This window comes from Vibrio sp. Y10_XG_PY6, from assembly GCF_024181795.1.
Classification (GTDB): Bacteria; Pseudomonadota; Gammaproteobacteria; order Enterobacterales; family Vibrionaceae; genus Vibrio; species Vibrio diabolicus.
In genome coordinates, this window is record NZ_JAMZAQ010000003.1 from 491,353 (window position 1) to 514,564 (window position 23,212).

A 23,212-nucleotide genomic window follows, 5' to 3' on the forward strand; every position below is an offset into this window, starting at 1 on the left:
AAAGCCGCTCTTTTGTTTTGTATTCAGTTTGATTTATAAAATCCGTAATTTCATATATTCCCTAGGTGAATATGTTATATAGAAAAGTATATGAAACTGAATTGCGGTGTATTGATTTGTTTTTAATCAAAAAGACAAAAAATGTTTGATATATATTCATCAAAGCTTACAATTTAACCGTAACTCAATGAGTTATACCTTTCATAAACGGATTAATTTTTAGCTAGGAGGCGCAAGATGAAACATTACGTTGTTAACACCACTGCTTGCGCTGATCGTATGCCTATCGCTCCGATGACTCTTAAGTCGGATGATACCAATACCACTGGCTCACAAGATAAAAATTAATCCGTAACCTATTTTATTACTAGGCTGCGGAAAAGTAGCGGCTTAGTATCAACAGAACACCTCTGTTCATTTTACGCACTATTTTTCCCAGTCGAATACATCGATAATCGGAGAAAATATTATGCGTCACTCTATTTACCTACAACTGGCAACTTTGCTATTGAAAGCAGACCTTAAACGCGAAGAAAAGCAATGGCAGCGAACCATACGTCGCACTGCTCATGATGTTCCATGGACGAATGTTCATTTATTGAGAGATATTGGTTTAGATAGCGATGGTCGTTCCACACGCGCCAATGTTCCGGATGCAGTAAAAGTTGAACGTCGAGTTCGTCACCTTCGTCGAGTTTTAACGTCGCGAATAATGACGTAATCGTTAGCGTGTTGGACTGACTGAGTTGCTATCGAGTCATTCAACACGCTTAACGTGCGATATGAAGTCATACTTCATTTGATAAACAGCTGACCTTGAAGGTCAGCTGTTTTCGTTTGAGGGGAGCTTTACTTTTAAGGGCAAGGATTCGAGTAGGTTGTACCAATTGCTTGAATCTCAGTAAGGAGCTCATCGCTTAGTTTTAGATCGATACTGTCGATGTTGGCTTTTAATTGGTTGAGGTTGGTTGCGCCGATAATATTAGATGCTACAAATGGGCGCTGATTGACAAATGCGAGTGCCATTTGTGCAGGATCCAAACCATGCTCTTGAGCTAAATTGACGTAAGCTTCGGTCGCTTTAACACCTTGTGGAGTGAAGTAGCGCGCAAAACGCTCCCACTTCGTGCATCGAGCGCCTTCAGGTTTTGCCCCGTTTAGGTATTTACCACTCAGGCAGCCAAATGCCAAAGGAGAGTAGGCCAGTAGCTGGACACCTTCATAGTGGCTGATTTCAGACAAGCCAACTTCGAAGCTGCGGTTCAATAAGTTATATGGGTTTTGAATGGAGACAATGCGTGGCAAATCATGCTTTTCAGCTAAACGCAGTAATGACATCACACCCCACGGCGTCTCGTTTGATACGCCGATATAGCGCACTTTACCTGCATTCACTAATTCTGTAAGCGCTTCCAACGTTTCAATTAACGTGACTTCTTCTTGTTTGTCAGGGTATGGGTAGTTGAGTTGACCAAAGCAGTTAGTTTGACGTTGAGGCCAATGTAACTGGTATAAATCGACATAATCCGTTTGTAGGCGGTTAAGGCTGTCATCAATTGCTGTATGGATGTGGCGACGATTAAGGCTCATGTTGTCTCGGATGTGAGGGACGCCGCGAGGGCCAGCCACTTTTGTTGCCAGCACAACTTTTTCACGTTTGCCGCTCTTTGCTAACCAATTACCGATGTATTGCTCGGTGAGTCCTTGCGTTTCCGCTTTGGGAGGTACAGGGTACATCTCTGCGGTATCAATGAAATTCACCCCATGATCAAGGGCAAAGTCGAGCTGTTCAAAGGCGTCCTTTTCTGTATTTTGCTCGCCAAACGTCATGGTTCCGAGGCAGATTTTACTGATCTCAAGTGATGAGTGCGGTAGTTTTGTGTATTGCATATCACGTCCTTGAAGAGTTACCGACTAAATAAGTGATTCCAATATAGGGGATTTTTAACCGCTATCGCAAATGATTTACGTATAAAGGAAGACCAAACTCGAAAGCTATACATAGCCTAACTACACTTAAATGATCGTGTGAAGGAGGTACGTTATGCAGAAGCATCAATTGGACATGTGGTTACACGGTCCCCATAAAGATACTTATAAAACTCCCAAAGTATTTGTGATTGGGTGTTCTGATGTCTCTGACTATTTGTTAGCAGTGGAGTACAAGCATCAACTTGAGCCAATTAAAGACGGTGAAGATCCGATACATTTCGGTTCGCTAGATTTGGTGAAAGAAGAGCTGCTGAGGTTAGGGGTAGATAAAGCGTACTTAAGGCTGCACAATGCGTATGACGAATGTGGCACTGAAGAGGCAGCCTCGTACTGTGATATCGAGTTATCGCTCGTGACGCACTAAATGGCGGAAACAACATTACTTAGATTGCGTGTTGATGTAGTGCTTGAGTAAGATCTGTTCAGTAAACTGTGTTCTGAGGTAAAAACCTCGGGGCAGAGTTTTTATCGGCTTGCCATTTGAGCTGTATGCTTCGGTGAGTGCTTTTGCATTCGCGGCTTTAGGGCGAAGATGCAGCGCTTCTCCGTGTCTGGCGGAAATTTGATCAAATTTCCCCAAGACGATCATCTCCATTAGCTCTTCCCAGTCGTTTCGTAAAATACGCTCTTCGTCGTCGTCTGGTGACCAAATCAGTGGGCTACCAACACGTCTTTCTGCAAGTGGAATTTCTCGTTCCCCTTCCACTGGTACCCAAAGCACACGAGATAGCTTGTTTCGAACATGACTTGTTTCCCATGTAAGACCATGAACACCTGTGAGGGGAGCCACCGAAACAAAGGTTGTTTCCAATGGTTTGCCAGAGTGACTGATCGGAATACTTTTCAACTCGATCCCTAGTTTTGCGAAATCTTGTTGAGGTTTACTGCCAGCTGGGGCGCCCAAGTGCCATTCGAGTAATTGACCCACCCAACCTTTATCACGTTTTAAGTTTTCAGGAACAATCATATTCGCCTCGGCGGCCAACTCAGCAAAACTGAGTCCTGCCATATCATGCGCTCGTTCCAATAGCTCAGCTTCTGTTTGTGGTTCTGGTTTCATAGTCACAAGGTGGTATTACAAAAAATATAGTTTATCAAACTCCGGCCAAATCTACTGTTTAAGATTTCACCGAGGCGGTGTAAGAACGATCAATTCATAACTTATCCACAGGTGGAGAAGGTATTGATAAGATCCTGACGGGGTCTGTATGAATAAACAGGGGTTAAAATGCGTTTTTGGGGTTGATTTTGTTGTAATCATCTAAACGAATAGCAGGTGAGTGTGGATAAATAGCCTGTTGGTGGATCTTTAACCGATCTGAGTTTGGTGAAAAGATCATCAAGAAACTGAAGATCGATTTATCGTTATTTTTAAAAATAAATATTTTTATATCAATGTCTTATGTTTATTTTCTTGTTTCTTTATTTGTTTTGCTTTTGATGGGATTGAACTGAATTACTCATTTGAATTGAATTCTTCACAAAGTTATTCACAGAAAAGGTGAATAAATGTGGGCAATGTCTCACTCTTGTGTTGATAAGGTATGATTTGATTAAAAGATATCCAAATATGGTGAAAAGGTAATAAATCTTGCTCATATCACATCAGTAAGTTTGCTAGTAATGGGGATATGTGGAAAAATCACGGTAATAAAAAATTTATTCATAGAGGTTAGCCAGTGATAGATGGCGATGGTTACCGACTTAATGTTGGTATTGTGATATGTAATAACCATGGTCAGGTCTTCTGGGCTAAACGATACGGGCAACACTCATGGCAATTCCCACAAGGTGGAATTGACGAAGGTGAAACTCCTGAACAAGCCATGTTCAGGGAGTTATATGAAGAAGTCGGTTTAACGAAAAAAGACGTTAAGATCATTGCAACAAGTCGTCATTGGTTAAGATATAAGCTACCAAAACGATTGGTGCGTTGGGACTCCAAGCCTGTTTGTATCGGCCAAAAACAGAAATGGTTTCTGCTGAGATTAGAATGCGATGAATCTCGTATTAATATGCAACGCGGAAAATCCCCTGAATTTGATGGTTGGCGCTGGGTGAGTTACTGGTATCCAGTTAGGCAAGTTGTTTCTTTCAAGCGAGATGTTTATCGACGAGCGATGAAAGAGTTTGCATCCTTAGCCATGCCTTTTCGAGAGAGAAAAGCGAAAGGGAAAAGAAAAAAGCAACGTAGAGGATAATCATGCTCAGTCAGCTAAGGGAAATAGTTGAGAAAGTCTCCAGGGTCGATGATGTGCATCTGGCACTCGATATATTGGTGAAAGAGACTTGTGCTGCCCTTCGCACTGAGTGCTGTACTATCTATCTTGCTAATGAAGAAATGCAGCGCCTTGAGTTAATGGCAACTCAAGGCCTTATTTTTGAAGGTGATAGTATTCATATCAACTTCAATGAAGGCTTGGTTGGGTTGGTTAAACGAAGCGCAGAGCCACTCAACCTTGCCGAAGCCTCAAAACACCCCGAGTTCAAATTCTTCCCTCAACTTGGTGAACAGATTTACCACTCCTTTTTAGCCACTCCAATCATTCATCGTAAACAAGTTTTAGGTGTGTTGGTGATCCAGCAAAAAACACCGCGCTTGTTCAGTGAGATGGAAGAGTCGTTTCTTGTCACGTTATCCGCTCAGCTAGCAGTGCTTATTGCGCATGCGCAGAATCTTGGGCATTGGCAGTTGGCATCTAAACCCACGGTATTAAAAGGTTTGCCTGCATCTACTGGTGTCGCGATTGGAGAGTTTTGGTTCGACAATACCCAGCCGAGTTTATCGGATGTTTTCCCTTCGTCCACGTTAGATAAAGAACGTGAGCACGAGACATTGCTGGTGGCGATAGAGCGAGCGTTAAATGACTTTCGCCGTATGCGGAAAAAGCTGGACAGTGAAATCAACAAAGATGCGCTGGCGATCTTCGATCTGTTTACTCACTTACTCAATGACCCGATGCTTCGTGGTGATTTGAAGAAGCAGATTGAAAAAGGAGACAGGGCCGATTGGGCGTTACGCCAAGTGGTAGAATCATACTCGAATCGATTTGCCAGAATGTCGGATGTCTACATGCGCGAGAGAGCGCAAGACATCCGAGAGTTAGGGCAAAGGCTGCTCTATTTTCTGCACAACAGTGAGCAAGAAAATTCTGCAATTGATCGTCCCATTATTTTGGTGGCGAATGAACTCACTGCCACCTTGCTCGCGTCTGTACCTAAAGAATTTTTGTTAGCCGTCGTGTCACTAGAAGGTGGCGCGAACTCTCATGCGGCTATTTTGTCTCGCGCACTTGGAGTTCCCGCTGTCATGGGCGCCAACATTAACCCGGATGTGGTCAATGGCAAACTCGGGATAGTGGATGGTTATACGGGCGAGATCTTCCTAGAGCCAAACCGTCAATTATTGCGAGAGTATCGCAGCTTAGTGAGTGAAGAGTCAGAATTGTTTGCAATGGTAAACAAGGACCTCGCACTCCCAGCGGTTACGCAAGACAATCACCACATCGAAATTATGCTCAATGCGGGGCTCAGTGCAGACAGTAATATTGCCATCAATACAGGTGTTGATGGAGTTGGGTTGTACCGAACTGAGATTGCATTTTTACTTCAGCATCACTTTCCGTCAGAAGATGAGCAGTATCATCAATACCAAGCGATACTCAACAGTTATCCGAATCAACGAGTAGTGATGCGTACTTTGGATATTGGTGGTGACAAACCTTTGCCGTATTTGCCCATCGAAGAAGATAATCCGTTTCTAGGCTGGCGTGGCATTCGTTTTACATTGGATCATCCAGACATTTTCTTGATCCAGCTGCGTGCAATGTTAAGAGCGAGTGCAGAAAGCGGAAACTTAAGTATTTTATTGCCAATGGTGTCAGGGGTAAAAGAGTTAGACGATGCCATTAGCTTGATTAATCAAGCTCACAGCGAAGCCGTGTTGCTTGATGATAGAATTCAGTTTCCACAAGTTGGGGTCATGATCGAAGTGCCATCAATGGTGTATTTATTGCCAACGATTGCTCACCGTGTTGATTTTGTTTCTGTCGGGACAAACGATTTAACCCAGTATTTATTAGCAGTTGATAGGAACAATTCGCGCGTCGCGGATGTCTATGAATCTATGCATCCTGCGGTACTGTTAGCGCTTAAGCAAATCCATGACGTGTGCGATAAGTATCAGGTGCCAGTGTGTATTTGTGGTGAGTTAGCTGGCGACCCATTTGGCGCTCTTCTCTTACTTGGGTTAGGGTATACCAGTTTGAGTATGAACACCTCCAACGTGGCTAAGGTGAAATATTTGATTCGTCATAGCCAACAAGAAGAATTAGAAAAATTAGCGGAGCAAGCAATGACAAAGTCCTACGGGGAGGACATTCATCAAATGATGCATGACTTCTTCATCCAACAGGGTTTTGCGGGCTTTATCCGTGCAGGTAAAAAGTAGGAAATCGTGACCGTCTCTTTATTTTTGTTATTGTTGGCGCTAGGCGCTTTTGTGGGTGTGATGGCGGGGTTACTCGGTATCGGTGGTGGTTTGATTGTTGTTCCTGCCTTGTTGTATTTGCTTCCTCTTGCTGGAATCTCTCCAGAAATGAGTATGCACATGGCCCTAGCCACTTCGTTAGCGAGTATTATTGTCACGTCAGGCTCATCGGCGATGAATCACCTTAAGCTCGGCAATGTCGATATGTTCGTCGTAAAATGGTTGATGCCAGGTGTGGTTATAGGTGGTTTTGTCGGTGCCAATATTGCTGAGTGGATCCCTACGCACTACTTGCCGAAAGTATTTGGTGTCATTGTTCTTTGCCTGTCAGTACAAATGTTCCGTTCCATTAAAGTTACGAGCAGTAAACCTATGCCGAGCAGCCCGGTGACCGTTGCGTATGGCACGGGGATTGGCGTCGTATCAAGCCTTGCTGGTATTGGTGGTGGTTCACTGTCGGTCCCATTTTTAAATAAACACGGGATAGAAATGCGTAAAGCGGTAGGTTCATCTTCCGTTTGTGGTTGCGTGATTGCTATTTCTGGTATGATCGGTTTCATCTTACATGGCTATAAAGTGGAAGGCTTACCTTCATACAGTATTGGCTATGTTTATCTTCCCGCATTATTAGCGATTGCCATGGCCTCGATGCTCACAACAAAAGTGGGTGCGAAGCTGGCAACTAACCTTCCAACTGCGGTATTAAAAAAGATATTCGCGGTGTTCTTAATGTTTGTAGCAGCGACCATGCTGCTCTAAGTTTGTACCCAAGTCATTCTCGCTGAACCAAGCATCTAGAGGTTACTTGGGTATATTTATTTTGTTGTGATAAGAAGAGAATGATTTATGTCTCAGGGATATATTGAATTTCCCAATATTGATCCGGTTTTAATCTCTATTGGTCCTGTTTCGGTTCGTTGGTACGGTTTGATGTACCTTGTGGGCTTTATGTTCGCCCTATGGTTGGCGAACCGACGTGCGGATAAGCCGGGAAGTGGTTGGACACGAGAACAGGTTTCTGATTTGTTGTTCGCAGGCTTCCTTGGCGTGGTGATTGGTGGCCGTGTTGGCTACGTGCTTTTCTACAATTTTGAGCTCTTCTTGGCTGACCCTTTGTATCTGTTTAAAGTGTGGACCGGTGGTATGTCTTTCCACGGTGGCTTACTGGGTGTGATTACCGCGATGTTCTGGTACGCACACAAAAACGGGCGAACGTTCTTCGGTGTTGCTGACTTTATCGCGCCGCTTGTGCCATTTGGTTTGGGTATGGGGCGTTTAGGTAACTTCATGAACAGCGAATTGTGGGGCCGAGTAACAGATGTACCTTGGGCGATCGTTTTCCCAAATGGCGGTCCACTGCCACGTCATCCATCGCAGCTTTATGAAATGGCGCTTGAAGGTATCGTACTTTTCTTCATCTTGAATTGGTTCATCAAGAAACCTCGTCCTCTAGGTTCTGTTTCAGGGCTATTTTTAGCTGGATATGGTACATTCCGCTTCCTAGTTGAGTACGTGCGCGAACCAGACGCTCATTTGGGTTTATTCGGTGGCTTTATTTCCATGGGACAGATTCTATCCCTGCCAATGGTGGTTATCGGTGTCCTAATGATGGTTTGGGCATACAAACGTGGTCATTACAAAGACGAGTTACCACAAAAGACGAAGTAAGGTATTGGTGTGAAACAGTATTTAGATTTGTGTCAACGCATCGTTGACCAAGGTGTTTGGGTTGAAAATGAGCGTACAGGCAAGCGCTGCCTGACCGTAATCAACGCGGATTTAACCTACGATGTTGCGAACAATCAATTTCCGTTGGTCACCACACGTAAAAGTTTTTGGAAAGCAGCCGTTGCAGAGCTACTAGGGTACATTCGTGGTTACGATAATGCGGAAGATTTTCGTAAGCTGGGCACGAAAACCTGGGATGCCAATGCCAACCTAAATGATGCTTGGTTAAATAATCCATACCGTAAAGGTGAAGACGACATGGGCCGTGTCTACGGCGTCCAAGGGCGCGCATGGGCGAAGCCTGATGGCGGGCATGTTGACCAATTACGCAAGATAGTGGATGACTTAACGCGTGGTGTTGATGATCGCGGTGAAATCTTGAACTTCTACAACCCGGGTGAATTCCACATGGGGTGCTTGCGTCCTTGCATGTATAGCCACCATTTTTCATTGCTGGATGATACGCTTTACCTGAACAGTACTCAGCGTTCGTGTGATGTACCGCTTGGCTTAAACTTCAATATGGTTCAAGTTTACGTGTTCTTGGCGATCATGGCGCAAATCACGGGCAAGAAACCTGGTCAGGCATTTCATAAGATTGTGAATGCGCACATTTATGAAGATCAGCTTGAACTGATGCGTGATGTTCAGTTGAAACGTGAACCATTAAAAGCGCCGACGTTCCACATCAATCCAGAGATTAAATCTCTAGAAGATCTGGAAACATGGGTCACACTGGATGACTTTTGGGTTGAAGGATACGAGCATCACGACCCTATTCGTTACCCATTCTCAGTGTAACCAGTGTTGTTCTTCAAGATATGAAAAAAGCTCCGAATGGAGCTTTTTTGCTTTTTCGTACTTTGAAGATATTACTTGAGTGCACTGACAATATAGCGGTGAATAGGGTTTGTCTGCTTCGGTGCAGACAGTGCCGGGCTAATAAACTTGGGTTGGGTGAATATTTGTTTGCTCACTAATGAGTGAATAAGCTCAAAATACTTCAGTTCTGTTTTCCCACATAGCAACAATGAAAAGTCATTGCCCAGTTTATCGTAGGCATTGAGCACCTCTCGGAACCCTCTGAGGTACAAGTAATCCTTCGTCAAACCGCCTCCTCGATACACACGAGCAGTCGTTGTAAATGCTTGAAGGTCAGACGTTTTATACTGTTCTTTTAATAGCATGAACGTATGGCGGAAATCTCGTTCCTTGATCATCGACTCTACCGCCAGGACTCGTAAGGCTAAGGTTCTTAGGCGTTTGATACTGAAATGTCCTGACAGATATTCACACAATATAGCCAGCCCTTCTTGGGTGTTGGTATTGGCTGGGCACCCTAAGCTCAGGACCTTTAGCGGTTGTTGACGACCATTAAGCGTAGTAAGAAGGTGTACACCCATTTCATGATGTGCGAGAGCCTCTAACTCATCGGTCGTGATGTATGCTGCGTGGTTAATTTTGACTCGAGACCCCGAAACGAGTGCGTTTGCTAACATCCCATCCAACACCTGTATTTCACACTCATATCCATTACGTTGAGCAAAGTTTTGCATGAAGTGTGCTATCGCACGGCTATCATGCTGCGGTTTGCTCTCTTCTTCCGTGGGAAGGTGTAAAATGAAATGGGCGTTGGCAATATCTTTGGCGCTCGGCTCTCCGTAATAGCGCAAGGAGTTATAAAGAAACTCTTGTGTACCGATAGTATTCACTTGATCCAATTTATCTGCGTAAGACTGAATCACATCCGCGTACAGCTTTTGTAATTGGGTGTCTTGAATATTTTCTAAAGGCAGTTCATACAAACGTCGCTTTGCGCTGTGAGTATCTAGATTGGTAGTTGAGTATTGGAAGTTAGGCTCTTGAGAGTATTTGTTCTTAATAAAGCGCTCTCTTTCCTGAGCATAATTGAGAGGATTCACGCTACTGAGGATATCAATATCAGCAACCAGTTGAGTTAGGTTTTCGTCTATTGCGAGTAGCTGATCAGAAATAGTGCCATTAAGCTGCGTCATGTTGTCGACTCCAAATGAGGTAGCTCAGCATAAGTATGCTGGTATGGCTCAAATTATCACCAGACAACGAATTTGAACAGCGTCATTAACGCAAAAAAGGCCCCACAATGTGGAGCCTAAACAATAAGCGATGGTATGTAAGTTATTGTTATGTCGTTAGGGCTAAGATCGCGCCTGGTAAAATAACGAATACAGACATTAGGTAGCCACCGACAACAGCTTTGTTCTTGATAGCCATTTCAGAAATCATCTCAGCGCCTTTCACTGGAATTTCACGTAGGAACGGAATACCAAAGATAAACAGCGTTGCCATGATATTAAATACTAGGTGTACCAGAGCGATTTGAAGCGCGAATACCGCAAACTCACCCGATACGGCTGTTGCTGCTAGTAGCGCCGTAATACAAGTACCAATGTTTGCACCTAGCGTGAATGGGTAAATATCACGAACTTTAAGAACGCCTGTACCCACAAGTGGAACCATCAAGCTAGTTGTTGTTGATGAAGATTGTACCAACACAGTCACGATTGAACCCGATACAATACCGTGAATAGGGCCACGACCAATCGCGTTTTTCAAAATTTCACGTGCGCGGCCAACCATTAGGCTCTTCATTAGCTTACCCATTACCGTAATTGCAACGAAGATTGTCGCAATACCCAAAACGATAAGCATGATGCCACCAACAGTATCACCGAATGTTGAAAGTGGCTCTTTAATTGCACCCACAACTGGTTTTGTTATTGGCTTAATGAAGTTGAAGCCTTTAATGCTCATATCGCCAGTAGCAAGTAGTGGAGAAACAAGCCAATGAGAAACTTTCTCTAAAATGCCGAACATCATTTCCAACGGAAGGAAAATAGCAACAGCAAGTAAGTTGAAGAAGTCGTGAATAGTTGCGCTTGCAAATGCACGTTTGAACTCTTCTTTACAACGTACGTGACCAAGAGAAACAAGCGTATTGGTCACTGTGGTACCAATATTGGCACCCATCACCATTGGAATCGCGGTTTCTACTGGTAAGCCACCTGCAACCAAACCTACAATAATAGACGTAACAGTACTTGAGGACTGAATTAAGGCTGTTGCCACCAAGCCGATCATTAGACCTGCAACAGGGTGAGCGGCAAACTCAAATAGCACCTTAGCTTGATCGCCAGTTGCCCATTTGAAGCCACTACCAACCATAGATACTGCTAGAAGAAGCAGATACAACATGAATGCCAAGTTAGCCCAGCGTAACCAACGAGCAGTGCTCGAAATTGGCGCCACTGTTGAAGTAGCTTGGTTCATCATAATTTTCTCCGTTGACCTTTCAGTTCATTTTTCGGTCTGTAGTTGAAACTGCGGGCGATGTTAGAGAACAAATATTTCAGTAATATTACAGATTTCTTGCTGTGAGTAATTTTTATTGTTCTTTTTGATAGTGGTGTGAGTAGGGAAAAATGAAGGTTTTTAAATGTTTGAATTTAATGAATAAATTTAGCTTTCGTTTTGTGTGGTTATTGCGTTTTCTTTAGAGAGAAAATGCGCCTCAGTTCAACTTTTATGACAGTATTAATTTTATATATTCGGTAAAACTTATGTTTTTGTAATGTATTGTATGGTTTTGTCGAGTTTATTGTTTGTCTCTGTCACATTTGGTATAAAAAGCATCACTTTCTTTTCGGGACTTGATCATGTCACATCTAAACTACAACCATCTATATTATTTCTGGATGGTGTGCAAACAGGGCTCTGTAACTAAAGCGGCCGATGCGCTTTTCCTGACACCGCAAACCGTGACAGGGCAGATTAAAGCGCTTGAAGAACGCATGAAAGGAAAGTTAACCAAACGAAATGGTCGTACAGTTGAGCCAACTGAGTTAGGGCAACTTGTTTTTAAGTACGCCGACCGAATGTTTGGTTTGAGTTATGAGATGTTAGATATCGTCAATTACAGTCAGCACTCGAACATTCTGTTTGAAGTTGGCGTAGCCGATGCGTTATCTAAGCGCTTGGTCAGTAAAGTACTAATGACGACTGTCCCGGAAGATAACAGTATTCATTTACGCTGTTATGAGTCAACCCACGAATTGCTACTTGAACGACTGTCTCAGCACAAGCTGGATATGATCCTCTCGGATTGTCCCGTTGACTCAACTCAAAGCCCTGGCCTTTATAGCAAAAAGCTAGGTGAGAGCAGCATGAGCTTTTTCGCCTCTTCTGAAATTGAAAATGTGCGTTTCCCTGAGATTCTGGAACAGAAAAAGCTTTTGATTCCTGCAAGCCGAACAGCAATGGGGCGTAAGGTTATTCAGTGGTTTGATCGTCAAGGTCTTCAGCCTAATGTGTTGGGAGAATTTGATGATGTCGCGTTGATGAAGGCTTTCGCACGGTATCACGATGATGTGATTTTCTTAGCGCCGACCGTATACATGTCGGAGATTGAGGACGACCGAAATCTACAGCTAATTGGTCATGTCGATGGGTTAAAAGAAGAGTACTACGTGATTTTTGCGGAACGAATGATCCAACACCCAGCGGTAAAAAATGTTTGTGATGCTGATTTCAGTCAAATGTTTGAGTAAACCCGTATCGTTGCGCAAATAAATAGATTACTATCAATAAAAATATAATTCTAAATAATACCTAAGTAACTCAAGATACTTGTTTTAGTGAGCAAAACTATTAATTATTGATGGCGCATCAATTCTCCACTTTGGTGGATAATATTGGTGTATCACTAACAACTAAATTAGAGGTTCTAATAATGAAGACTCTGGAAGTGTATCTTGATTTTCTTAGATATATAAATCAGTGCAACACAACAAGCTGGCCAGGGTTGGAATAAGTAAGTTGTAGCTAGAGGTCCAACACATGAATCTACAAGAAATGGAGCAGAACTCCGCAAAAGCCGTCGTGTTGCTCAAAGCGATGGCAAACGAGAGACGCCTACAAATCCTTTGTATGCTGCATAACCAAGAGCTGTCCGTGGGAGAGCTGTGTGCAAAGTTAGAGCTAAGCCAGTCGGCATTATCTCAGCATCTTGCTTGGCTTCGCCGTGATGAGTTAGTCACGACAAGGAAAGAAGCACAAACCGTGTACTACACATTAAAGAGTGATGAAGTGAAAGCGTTAATAAAAACACTGCATAGTCTTTATTGTGCTGAAAGCGCTTAGCGTTAATTACATATACCTAATATATCGTTCATTTTAGGCTGTGAATCTAACTCGTTGGAATATTTGAGAGTGGCGTTAAACTTTTGATGGTAGAGTTGTTGCGCATCGACCAATTTGCTTTGTTCTCAAGTGTTTTATTGGTGCTTTCCAGTTTGAGCTTTATAAGGTAAATAAGCTGATGCCTTTGAATAGGCGTGCAGAAAAAAGAAAAGCTGGCATTGCCAGCTTTTTTATTAAGAAAATTTTGTAGATATAAAAAAACCGACACAAGGTCGGTTTTTTCTTCACTGTAAAATCAGGACTCTATTAAAGAGCTTTGATTTGTGCAGCGAAACGAGACTTATGGCGAGCTGCTTTATTCTTGTGAATAAGGCCTTTAGTTGCCATGCGGTCTAGGATAGGTGTAACTACAGCGAATGCAGCAGTTGCAGCTTCTTTGTCGCCTGCTTCGATAGCAGCAACAGTTTTCTTCATGTAAGTACGCATCATTGAGCGACGGCTAGCATTGTGCTGACGACGTTTCTCAGCTTGGATAGCGCGCTTCTTAGCAGATTTACTATTTGCCAAGGGTCTAACTCCCAAAAACTTAGTTCTGTGACAATTTAAGGGCGAGGAATATCCCTCATTTGCGCTTAAATGTCAAATGATTTGTGCAAAAACCGATCTAAGCCAAAACAAATTTTGGTAAGAGAGGTTATCGCGGTTAAGATGGCGGGGATTCTAACAGCATTTTTATACCAATGCTAATAATTATCCGCGAAAGGCACACTTATTCCTTACAACCCGCGGATAGATTTTTGACGTCTATTTACAGCACCTGTCAGAGAAACAGTATAGGGTTAGCTGTCTTATGGTGATATTCCGAGGTTACAGTGAGTAAACGACTACTCAAGTCTGGCATGATCGTCAGTGCTATGACATTTATTTCCCGCGTTCTTGGCCTAGTTCGTGATGTTGTAGTGGCAAATTTAATGGGGGCAGGAGCAAGCGCAGACGTCTTTTTCTTCGCCAATAAAATCCCTAATTTTTTACGACGTTTGTTTGCTGAAGGAGCTTTTTCCCAAGCGTTTGTACCTGTTTTAACGGAAAGTCATGCTCAAGGTGACATGGACAAAACTCGGGAACTGATTGCTAGAGCGGCGGGTACGTTAGGGGTGATAGTCTCGATTGTTACCATTTTAGGTGTCCTAGGCTCCGGCGTGGTCACTGCAGTGTTTGGTTTTGGTTGGTTCCTTGACTGGATGCATGGTGGCCCGGCTGCAGCAAAGTTTGAGCTTGCTAGCGTGATGCTCAAAATCACCTTTCCCTATTTATGGTTCATTACCTTTGTCGCTCTATCGGGCGCTATCCTCAATACATTAGGTAAATTTGCGGTCTCCTCCTTTACCCCTGTTTTCCTCAATGTGATGATTATTTTGGCGGCGTGGTTTATCTCGCCGCAAATGGAAATGCCAGAAATAGGGCTTTCTATTGGTGTTTTCTTAGGTGGTTTGGTCCAGTTCTTATTCCAAATTCCCTTCCTTATTAAAGCAGGCGTCATGGTTAAGCCAAAATGGGGCTGGCGCGATCCGGGTGTAGTGAAAATCCGTACTTTGATGATCCCCGCTTTATTTGGCGTATCGGTCAGTCAGATTAACCTGTTGTTTGATACGTTCATCGCCAGTTTTTTGCAAACCGGTTCGATCAGCTGGCTGTATTACTCAGACCGTTTATTGGAATTTCCTTTAGGCTTGTTTGGTATTGCGATTGCGACTGTGATTTTACCCGCGCTTTCACGTAAGCACGTTGACGCACAAAGTGAAGGCTTCGCGCAAACCATGGATTGGGGGGTGCGCATGGTGATCTTGCTTGGCCTTCCTGCAATGCTTGGTCTGATGGTACTGGCAAAACCTATGCTGATGGTTCTGTTTATGCGAGGTGAATTTTCTCCTCAAGACGTACATCAAGCATCATTGTCGCTCTTTGCCTACGCTTCAGGTTTGTTGAACTTCATGCTGATTAAGGTGCTCGCGCCAGGTTATTACTCGCGTCAAGATACTAAAACGCCAGTAAAGTACGGCATCATTGCGATGGTGACCAACATGGTATTTAACGCAATTTTTGCGTACTTTTATGGTTACGTTGGTTTGGCTATCGCGACGGCACTTTCGGCGTTTGTGAATATGGCATTGCTGTATCGTGGTCTACATATCGCAGGGGTATACCAAATCACCAAACGAACCGTCTTCTTTATTATACGTTTGGTTATTGCAGGTGCGGCGATGGTGGCTGCGATCTTATGGCAATTGGAAGACATGTCAGTGTGGCTCGATTGGAGCTTTGCTCACCGCAGCGGTGTACTAGGAATGTTGATCGCTCTAGGAGCCGTGGTTTACCTAGTGGTTCTATTTTTAACTGGTGCACGCTTAAAAGACCTAAAAGCTGGGACAGACTAAGGGTGATTAGTATATAATCCGTCAGTTTCACACAGTGTAAAGTAAAAACAGAGGCAGAAAGCAGTATCCAATGGAACTGATTAGAGGCATTCACAATATCACCCCGCGACATCATGGTTGCGTGCTGACTATTGGCAATTTCGATGGTGTCCATAAAGGCCATCAACAAGTATTGCAGCAAGTGTCTGAGCAAGCGGACAGGCTATCATTGCCTTCTGTTGTGATGACCTTTGAACCTCAGCCGATGGAGCTGTTTGCCAAAGATAAGGCACCTGCACGGTTGACGCGATTACGCGATAAGTTCGTGCAATTGAGTAAGCTCGATATTGATCGCTTGCTCTGCGTCAATTTCAATCGTCATTTTGCAAGTTTAACCGCGGAAGAATTTATCCGTGACTTGTTGGTCGAGCGTTTGGGTGTTAAGTTTCTTGTCGTTGGTGATGATTTCTGCTTTGGCAAAGGCCGTACAGGTAACTTTGCAATGCTGCAGGAAGCAGGGGAAAAGTACGGTTTTGATGTCGTGAGTACCCAGAGCTTTTGTTTACAACAATTACGTGTCAGCAGTACGGCTATCCGTCAAGCGCTGGCGCGTGACGATTTGCATTCCGCGCAACAGATGCTGGGAAGAAACTACAGCATCAGCGGTCGTGTTTCTCACGGAAGAAAGCTGGGAAGAACGATAGGTTTTCCTACTGCGAATATTCCTTTGAAACGCTGTGTTTCTCCGGTTTCCGGAGTCTATGTTGTTCAAGCGCTTGGCTTAGGAAATAAGCCAGTTGGTGGTGTTGCTAATATTGGTCAAAGACCGACTGTCAATGGCGTTCGCCAGCAGTTAGAAGTACACTTATTCGACTTTCATGCCAATTTATATGGCAAGCAACTAGAAGTGGAACTTTTGCATAAACTTCGAGATGAGCAAAAGTTTGAGTCGTTTGAAGCACTTAAACAACAAATCGAATTGGATGCTGAAGCGGCAAGGGTGTGGCTGCGTCAGCTTAAGCGTTGAGCGGTTTATTCCACCGTTCAACATAATGTCTAATTTTCGCCCAATATAACGGAATTAAGAATCGATGAGTGAGTATAAAGATACCCTGAACTTACCTGAAACAGGGTTTCCAATGCGCGGCAACCTGGCCAATCGTGAGCCAGAAATGCTTAAGCGTTGGTACAAAGAAGATCTTTACGGTGAAATCCGTAAAGCTAAAAAAGGCAAAAAGTCATTCGTATTGCACGATGGCCCTCCTTACGCAAATGGTGACATTCATATTGGTCACGCACTAAACAAGATTCTTAAAGACATTATTATTAAATCCAAAACACTTTCAGGTTTTGACGCACCTTACATTCCTGGCTGGGACTGCCACGGTCTACCTATTGAATTAATGGTAGAGAAAAAAGTAGGCAAGCCAGGCCAAAAAGTGACGGCAGCAGAATTCCGCGAGAAATGTCGTGAATACGCAGCAGGTCAGGTTGAAGGTCAGAAAGAGAGCTTCAAACGCCTTGGTATCATGGGTGAGTGGGACAAGCCATACCGCACTATGGATTTCGCAACTGAAGCGAACATTATTCGTGCTCTTGGTAAGATCGCAAGCAATGGTCACCTGCTAAAAGGTTTCAAACCTGTTCACTGGTGTACAGACTGTGGTTCTGCTCTTGCTGAAGCGGAAGTAGAATACAAAGATAAAGTATCGCCATCTATCGACGTTCGTTTTAAAGCGGCTGACGAAGCTGCGCTTCTGTCTAAGTTTGAGCTGACTGAAGGCCATGAAGGTAAAGGCGATATCTCTATTGTCATCTGGACGACAACTCCTTGGACGCTTCCTGCGAACCGTGCTGTGTGTCTACGTGATGACCTTGAGTATGTACTTATCCAAGTTGAAGGCGAGCAACCTGAACGTATCATCGTTGCTGCTGAGCTGGCGAAAGACGTAATGGATCGCGCAGGTATCGAGCATTTCCATAACCTTGGTTTTGCGAAAGGTGCGGATCTAGAGCTTTCTCAGTTCCAACACCCATTCTACGATTTCACTGTACCGGCGATCCTTGGTGATCACGTTACGACTGATTCAGGTACTGGTGTTGTTCACACTGCACCTGGCCACGGTCAAGAAGACTTTGCGGTTGGTAACAAGTACAACCTAGAAGTAGCGAACCCAGTTGGCTCAAACGGTGTTTACCTTCCAGACACTGAGCTATTTGCTGGTCAGCACGTATTTAAAGCGAACGATGCAGTAGTAGAAGTACTGAAAGAAAAAGGTGCACTACTACACCACCACGCTTACGAGCACAGCTACCCACACTGTTGGCGTCATAAGACTCCAATCATCTTCCGTGCTACACCTCAATGGTTCGTTTCTATGGACCAAGCTGGCCTACGTGCTAAAGCATTAGAGTCAATCAAGAACGTAGAGTGGATGCCTGAGTGGGGTCAAAGCCGCATCGAAGGTATGATCGAAGGTCGCCCTGAGTGGTGTATCTCTCGTCAACGTACTTGGGGTGTGCCAATTGCTCTGTTTGTTCATAAAGAAACAGCAGAACTTCATCCAAACACGCTAGAGCTGATCGAGAAAGTCGCTAAGCTGGTTGAAGAGAAAGGCATCCAAGCATGGTGGGATGTAGATGCCGCTGAACTACTCGGTGCTGACGCTGACCAATACGAAAAAGTACTAGATACGCTAGACGTATGGTTCGATTCAGGTGTGACTCACTTCTCCGTTGTTGATGCTCGTGAAGAGTACAACGGCAACAGTGCAGACCTATACCTAGAAGGTTCTGACCAACACCGTGGTTGGTTCCAGTCTTCTCTAATTTCATCTATCGCGATGAAAGACGAAGCGCCTTACAAACAAGTACTGACACACGGTTTCGTGGTTGATGGTCAGGGTCGTAAGATGTCTAAATCTATCGGTAACGTGGTTGCGCCAAAAGACGTAACTAACAAGCTAGGTGCTGACATTCTTCGTCTATGGGTTGCTTCAACAGACTACACTGGTGAAGTTGCGGTTTCTGATGAAATCCTAAAACGTAGCGCAGATGCTTACCGTCGTATCCGTAACACAGCGCGTTTCTTCCTTGCTAACCTAAGCGGCTTCAACCCTGAAACAGACATCGTTCCTGTTGAAGAGATGGTTGCGCTAGATCGCTGGGCAGTTGGTCGTGCGCTAGCAGCACAAGAAGAGATTGTTAAAGCATACGAAGAGTACAACACACACGGTGTGACTCAGCGTCTAATGCAATTCTGTTCGATCGAAATGGGCTCTTTCTACCTAGACGTAATTAAAGACCGTCAGTACACAGCAAAACGTGGCGGCAACGCTCAACGTAGCTGCCAGACTGCACTTTACTACATCGTAGAAGCGCTAGTTCGTTGGATGGCGCCAATCATGTCGTTCACTGCAGATGAAATCTGGAACGAAATGCCAGGCGAGCGCGACAAGTTCGTATTCACTGGTGAGTGGTTCGACGGTCTATTCGGCCTTGCTGAAGGTGAAGAGCTGAACAATGAATTCTGGGCTGAGATCCAAGCGGTTCGTGGTGCAGTAAACAAACTTCTAGAAGATGCGCGTAAAGAGAAAACCATCGGTGGTGCACTACAAGCTGAAGTGACTCTATTTGCTGATGACGCTTTAGCGGCGAAGATCAACAAACTTGAAGATGAACTGCGCTTTGTTCTACTAACCTCTGCGGCGAAAGTTAAGCCTCTAGGTGAGAAGACTGATGCAGCACAAGCCACGGATATCGAAGGCTTGTTTGTTGAAGTAGCAGCAGCTGAAGGCGAGAAGTGTGATCGTTGTTGGCACCACACGCCAGACGTAGGCACAATTGAAGGTCACGAGAAAATCTGTGGTCGTTGTGTGTCTAACGTAGAAGGCGAAGGTGAAGTACGTAAATTCGCGTAATTGCCTAGAACGACTGAACTTTTTTTAAAATTAACAGCCCCAGTATTTACTGGGGCTGTTTGTAGGTAAAGTAATGAGTGAAAAAGCACTGTCTTTAAAGCAATCTGGTATTCGCTGGTTATGGTTAGCGGTGGTTATCTTTTTAGCTGATATTGGTATTAAGTATGTTGTAATGAACAACATGGGATATGGCTGGGCAAACCGCATAGAAATTTTGCCATTCTTTAATCTTTTGTACGTGCATAACTATGGCGCTGCTTTTAGCTTTTTGAGTGATCAAGCGGGCTGGCAACGTTGGTTATTTACAGGTATTGCTTTTATCGTTACAGGTCTTTTGACTTACTGGATGAGCAAACTACCAGCGAAAGAGAAATGGAATAATATTGCTTATGCCATGATTATTGGTGGCGCAGTAGGCAACGTATTCGACCGAGTAATACATGGGTTTGTCGTGGATTATTTGGACTTTTTCTGGGGTAATTATCACTGGCCAGCGTTCAACCTTGCAGACATGGCGATCTGTATTGGTGCCGCGATGATTATTCTTGACGGCTTTCGAAAGAAAGACGAGGCGAAAGCCTAAGTAGTGGCAGTGTATATTGCGAAAAGTTGAATAACCCTAAGCGTCGCCCGTTGATTCGAGCGACGCTTTTTATTATGTTGGAGCGCCAATCAGCATATCAATGTATAAAAAGACCAAGCTGACAGCGTAATAACCCAAGAACAAGGAAGCAGTAACGTGACAACAATAACCAATGAATCTGTAGTAACCCTTCACTTTACAATTAAAATGAAAGACGGATCGGTTGCGGATAGTACTCATAACATGGGTAAACCAGCGAAATTTGTTATGGGTGATGGCAGCTTGAGTGAAAACTTTGAGCAGTGCTTGATAGGCCTCGAAACAGGCGCACAAAAAGCGATTGAGCTAAAAGCAGAAGACGCGTTTGGCATGCCAAACCCAGACCATGTACACCATATGGATCGCACTAAGTTTGTAGGTGATGCAGAAGTAGAAGTGGGTACAATCATGGCGTTCAGTGGTCCTGATGGCATGGAAATCCCGGGCATTATTACAGAGATTGCTGGCGATTCAGTCACTGTGGACTTCAACCATCCTCTAGCGGGACAAGACGTGACTTTCGAAGTTGAAATTTTGTCAGTAGAATAGCGAACCCAATAAAGATAATTTCCATGAGCAATGAAATGAAAATCCTATTAGCTAACCCACGCGGCTTTTGTGCTGGTGTAGACCGTGCGATTAGCATCGTAGAGCGTGCGCTAGAGATGTATCAGCCACCGATTTATGTTCGTCATGAGGTGGTGCATAACCGTTTTGTGGTTGAAGGGCTAAAACAACGTGGCGCTGTCTTCGTTGAAGAGCTGCATGAAGTGCCAGACAACAACATTGTGATTTTTTCTGCTCATGGTGTATCGCAGGCGGTTCGTCAGGAAGCCAAGCAGCGAGATTTGACGGTATTTGACGCGACGTGCCCGTTGGTAACCAAAGTGCATATGGAAGTAGCGCGAGCAAGCCGCCGCAATATGGAAGTGGTTCTGATTGGTCACGCAGGTCACCCTGAAGTCGAAGGCACAATGGGGCAGTACGCGAGTGAAACCGGTGGTATGTACTTGGTTGAAACCCCGGCCGATGTTGAGAAACTGAAGTCGATCGTGAAAGATCCATCTGATCTTCATTACGTAAGCCAAACGACACTTTCTGTAGATGAAACTGCCGATGTTATCGAAGAACTACGCCGCGTCTTCCCAGATATCCAAGGACCTCGTAAAGACGATATCTGTTACGCGACACAAAATCGCCAAGATGCCGTACGTGAATTAGCGGGTGACGTAGATGTGATGGTTGTTGTGGGTTCAAAAAACTCATCAAACTCTACACGCCTTAAAGAGCTAGCTGAAAAGCTAGGGACACCAGGCTACTTAACTGACTGTCCGGAAGATATCAAACCTGAGTGGTTCGAAGGCAAAACAAAGGTCGGCGTGACTGCGGGGGCATCTGCTCCGGAAGAACTCGTTAATCAGATTCTAGAGCGAATCAAAGAACTCGTCGGTGCCGAAGCGGTTGATGAAGTACTTGGTCGTGAAGAGAATATGTTCTTTGAAGTACCCAAAGAACTGCAAATCAAGCAAGTGGATTAATCTCCATTTATCGAATATTCAAAAGGCGACCAGTGGGTCGCCTTTTTTACATCTCTCTCAGTTCATTTAGGTAATCACGAATTTGGTCTTTCCCTAAGCCATCGATAATCATATCGGACATCTTCGTGATTCTTCGCTCAAGCGACTGAGCAACACTTTCGCAATGTGCGTACACCTCTTCATCAGAACCTTCAGTTGGAAAGGCATCGACTTGCCAGTTTACTCGAACGCCACCCGCAAGCCACTGAGGAGCTGCCTCTTGATGTAAAGAGTCACAGAGAATAATCACGATGTCAGGAAGAAACTGAGTTCGCTCTTCCCATGAGTGGGTGTGGATATGTGGAATGGGAAGTTGGTGGTCATCTAAATATTTTTGCACCACCGGGTGAACTGTGCCTGTGGGATGAGAGCCACCGCTGGCGACAATAAACTCTGCTGGCAGGATATGGGTTGCGATCGACTCAGCGAGCACACTTCGTCCAGCATTGTGCTTACATATGAACAAAACTTTATACATCATCGCCTCGTCTTTTCGGAGCGTCTTATTTATACGCTAGCGGAAACTCAGCGGCGATGTGTGAACTTTTTGTGTTAGTGGCTAATGCCCAGCATCTCTTTGAGCACTTTAAGGTAGCGGCGGCTTACTGGTATCTCAAAGCCAGTTTTGGTGATGATTTCTGCTAATCCGTTTTCGAGTAATTTGATTTCGCTGATGGCCTTAATACTGACTAAGTATTGGCGATGACAGCGTACCAGTGGGGTTTTCTCTTCTAGCGTTTTTAATGTCAGTTGAGTGCTCGCGGCTTGGCTGGTGGAGCGTACATGCACGCCGCTGATGTCACTGTATGCACATTCTACCGTGTCGGTGGCCATGATAACGATACGGTTGTGCCCGATGCACGGAATCTGATCTAAAGTATCGGGCGTAATAGCAGACAGCTGTTGAGTTAGGGCGGATTGACTAATGACTTTATTTAGCCGTTTGACCGTTTTGGTTAAACGGCATGGGTCGACAGGTTTGAGCAAGTAATCAAAGGCGTTGTCTTCAAACGCTTGAATTGCATACTGGTCGTAAGCCGTGACAAAAACCACATAAGGCATGGTTTCTGGATCAAGCATTCCAAGTAGTTCAATCCCAGTGACTTGAGGCATTTGGATATCGAGAAACACCACATCAGGTTTGAGCTCATTGATTTTTTTTAGACCAAGGATCGCGTTTGAGGCATTGCCCACCACTTCAACTTGGCCTGTTTCATCCAATAACTCTGTCAGCTCTTCACGAGCAAACTGTTCATCATCAATGACGAGTGCGGTTAACATCCAACATTACC

Annotated in this window: 22 protein-coding genes; 15 read left to right on the plus strand and 7 right to left on the minus strand. The window is 44.3% G+C overall.

The window, feature by feature from the left end; all coding sequences use genetic code 11:
• Nucleotides 1-469 precede the first annotated feature (469 nt).
• Nucleotides 470-721 carry a hypothetical protein gene (locus NL644_RS18315; protein ID WP_005397324.1) on the plus strand — a complete coding sequence of 84 codons (252 nt, stop codon included), beginning with the start codon at nucleotides 470-472 and terminating at the stop codon, nucleotides 719-721.
• Nucleotides 722-855: 134 nt separating this feature from the next.
• On the opposite strand, the gene NL644_RS18320 is transcribed toward NL644_RS18315, so the two are convergent.
• Nucleotides 856-1,890, minus strand: a complete 1,035-nt coding sequence (locus tag NL644_RS18320; protein ID WP_053808599.1) for an NADP(H)-dependent aldo-keto reductase — start codon at nucleotides 1,888-1,890, stop codon at nucleotides 856-858.
• 154 nt (nucleotides 1,891-2,044) lie between these two features.
• On the opposite strand from NL644_RS18320, the gene NL644_RS18325 reads away from it, so the two are divergent.
• Nucleotides 2,045-2,356, plus strand: coding sequence for a DUF6482 family protein (locus tag NL644_RS18325; protein WP_005397320.1), 312 nt, complete (start codon nucleotides 2,045-2,047; stop codon nucleotides 2,354-2,356).
• Between the two features lie 15 nt (nucleotides 2,357-2,371).
• Here the strand turns inward: NL644_RS18325 and mutH are convergent, their stop codons facing one another.
• The gene (gene mutH, locus NL644_RS18330; protein WP_253658696.1) at nucleotides 2,372-3,052 is read right to left on the minus strand and encodes a DNA mismatch repair endonuclease MutH; all 681 of its coding nucleotides are present in this window, start codon (nucleotides 3,050-3,052) and stop codon (nucleotides 2,372-2,374) included.
• 619 nt (nucleotides 3,053-3,671) lie between these two features.
• Between mutH and rppH the strand changes: the two genes are divergently transcribed.
• The 5 genes from rppH (at nucleotide 3,672) to NL644_RS18355 (ending at nucleotide 9,010) form a co-directional block, all read left to right on the plus strand.
• Nucleotides 3,672-4,193: an RNA pyrophosphohydrolase gene (rppH, locus tag NL644_RS18335; RefSeq protein WP_005381953.1), complete on the plus strand. Its 522-nt coding sequence runs from the start codon at nucleotides 3,672-3,674 to the stop codon at nucleotides 4,191-4,193.
• Nucleotides 4,194-4,195: 2 nt separating this feature from the next.
• On the plus strand, nucleotides 4,196-6,442 hold the full coding sequence (gene ptsP, locus NL644_RS18340; RefSeq protein ID WP_047009107.1) for a phosphoenolpyruvate--protein phosphotransferase: 2,247 nt from the start codon (nucleotides 4,196-4,198) through the stop codon (nucleotides 6,440-6,442).
• Between the two features lie 6 nt (nucleotides 6,443-6,448).
• Entirely contained in the window at nucleotides 6,449-7,240 is a 792-nt protein-coding gene (locus NL644_RS18345; RefSeq protein ID WP_006743341.1) for a sulfite exporter TauE/SafE family protein, read from the plus strand.
• An 87-nt stretch (nucleotides 7,241-7,327) separates the two neighbouring features.
• The gene (gene lgt / locus NL644_RS18350; protein ID WP_005381948.1) at nucleotides 7,328-8,149 is read left to right on the plus strand and encodes a prolipoprotein diacylglyceryl transferase; all 822 of its coding nucleotides are present in this window, start codon (nucleotides 7,328-7,330) and stop codon (nucleotides 8,147-8,149) included.
• A 9-nt stretch (nucleotides 8,150-8,158) separates the two neighbouring features.
• On the plus strand, nucleotides 8,159-9,010 hold the full coding sequence (locus NL644_RS18355; protein ID WP_005381947.1) for a thymidylate synthase: 852 nt from the start codon (nucleotides 8,159-8,161) through the stop codon (nucleotides 9,008-9,010).
• A 71-nt stretch (nucleotides 9,011-9,081) separates the two neighbouring features.
• Here the strand turns inward: NL644_RS18355 and NL644_RS18360 are convergent, their stop codons facing one another.
• Nucleotides 9,082-10,224, minus strand: a complete 1,143-nt coding sequence (locus NL644_RS18360; protein WP_237309061.1) for a flavohemoglobin expression-modulating QEGLA motif protein — start codon at nucleotides 10,222-10,224, stop codon at nucleotides 9,082-9,084.
• A gap of 148 nt (nucleotides 10,225-10,372) precedes the next feature.
• Nucleotides 10,373-11,518: a Na/Pi symporter gene (locus tag NL644_RS18365; protein ID WP_031780616.1), complete on the minus strand. Its 1,146-nt coding sequence runs from the start codon at nucleotides 11,516-11,518 to the stop codon at nucleotides 10,373-10,375.
• A 386-nt stretch (nucleotides 11,519-11,904) separates the two neighbouring features.
• Between NL644_RS18365 and nhaR the strand changes: the two genes are divergently transcribed.
• Together nhaR and NL644_RS18375 are read left to right on the plus strand one after the other, a co-directional pair.
• Entirely contained in the window at nucleotides 11,905-12,795 is an 891-nt protein-coding gene (nhaR, locus tag NL644_RS18370) for a transcriptional activator NhaR (protein WP_005381942.1), read from the plus strand.
• A gap of 289 nt (nucleotides 12,796-13,084) precedes the next feature.
• Nucleotides 13,085-13,387, plus strand: a complete 303-nt coding sequence (locus NL644_RS18375; RefSeq protein ID WP_005397309.1) for a metalloregulator ArsR/SmtB family transcription factor — start codon at nucleotides 13,085-13,087, stop codon at nucleotides 13,385-13,387.
• A gap of 306 nt (nucleotides 13,388-13,693) precedes the next feature.
• Here NL644_RS18375 and rpsT read toward each other — a convergent pair whose 3' ends face one another.
• On the minus strand, nucleotides 13,694-13,954 hold the full coding sequence (gene rpsT / locus NL644_RS18380) for a 30S ribosomal protein S20 (RefSeq protein ID WP_005381938.1): 261 nt from the start codon (nucleotides 13,952-13,954) through the stop codon (nucleotides 13,694-13,696).
• 305 nt (nucleotides 13,955-14,259) lie between these two features.
• On the opposite strand from rpsT, the gene murJ reads away from it, so the two are divergent.
• From murJ to ispH, 6 genes are all read left to right on the plus strand, one after another.
• Nucleotides 14,260-15,822, plus strand: coding sequence for a murein biosynthesis integral membrane protein MurJ (gene murJ / locus NL644_RS18385; RefSeq protein ID WP_074192056.1), 1,563 nt, complete (start codon nucleotides 14,260-14,262; stop codon nucleotides 15,820-15,822).
• Nucleotides 15,823-15,892: 70 nt separating this feature from the next.
• Nucleotides 15,893-16,828 (plus strand): bifunctional riboflavin kinase/FAD synthetase, encoded by a 936-nt coding sequence (gene ribF / locus NL644_RS18390; RefSeq protein ID WP_006743103.1) that lies wholly within the window; start codon nucleotides 15,893-15,895, stop codon nucleotides 16,826-16,828.
• A gap of 64 nt (nucleotides 16,829-16,892) precedes the next feature.
• On the plus strand, nucleotides 16,893-19,721 hold the full coding sequence (gene ileS, locus NL644_RS18395; RefSeq protein ID WP_167426875.1) for an isoleucine--tRNA ligase: 2,829 nt from the start codon (nucleotides 16,893-16,895) through the stop codon (nucleotides 19,719-19,721).
• Nucleotides 19,722-19,794: 73 nt separating this feature from the next.
• Complete coding sequence (lspA, locus tag NL644_RS18400; RefSeq protein ID WP_005397302.1) at nucleotides 19,795-20,304, plus strand: signal peptidase II; 510 nt, start codon at nucleotides 19,795-19,797, stop codon at nucleotides 20,302-20,304.
• Nucleotides 20,305-20,460: 156 nt separating this feature from the next.
• Nucleotides 20,461-20,892, plus strand: a complete 432-nt coding sequence (gene fkpB / locus NL644_RS18405; protein ID WP_012842130.1) for an FKBP-type peptidyl-prolyl cis-trans isomerase — start codon at nucleotides 20,461-20,463, stop codon at nucleotides 20,890-20,892.
• Nucleotides 20,893-20,915: 23 nt separating this feature from the next.
• The gene (gene ispH, locus NL644_RS18410; protein WP_047009110.1) at nucleotides 20,916-21,881 is read left to right on the plus strand and encodes a 4-hydroxy-3-methylbut-2-enyl diphosphate reductase; all 966 of its coding nucleotides are present in this window, start codon (nucleotides 20,916-20,918) and stop codon (nucleotides 21,879-21,881) included.
• A gap of 46 nt (nucleotides 21,882-21,927) precedes the next feature.
• Here the strand turns inward: ispH and NL644_RS18415 are convergent, their stop codons facing one another.
• Together NL644_RS18415 and btsR are read right to left on the minus strand one after the other, a co-directional pair.
• On the minus strand, nucleotides 21,928-22,401 hold the full coding sequence (locus NL644_RS18415; protein ID WP_253658697.1) for a low molecular weight phosphatase family protein: 474 nt from the start codon (nucleotides 22,399-22,401) through the stop codon (nucleotides 21,928-21,930).
• Between the two features lie 71 nt (nucleotides 22,402-22,472).
• Entirely contained in the window at nucleotides 22,473-23,201 is a 729-nt protein-coding gene (gene btsR, locus NL644_RS18420; RefSeq protein WP_006743107.1) for a two-component system response regulator BtsR, read from the minus strand.
• Nucleotides 23,202-23,212: the final 11 nt, after the last annotated feature.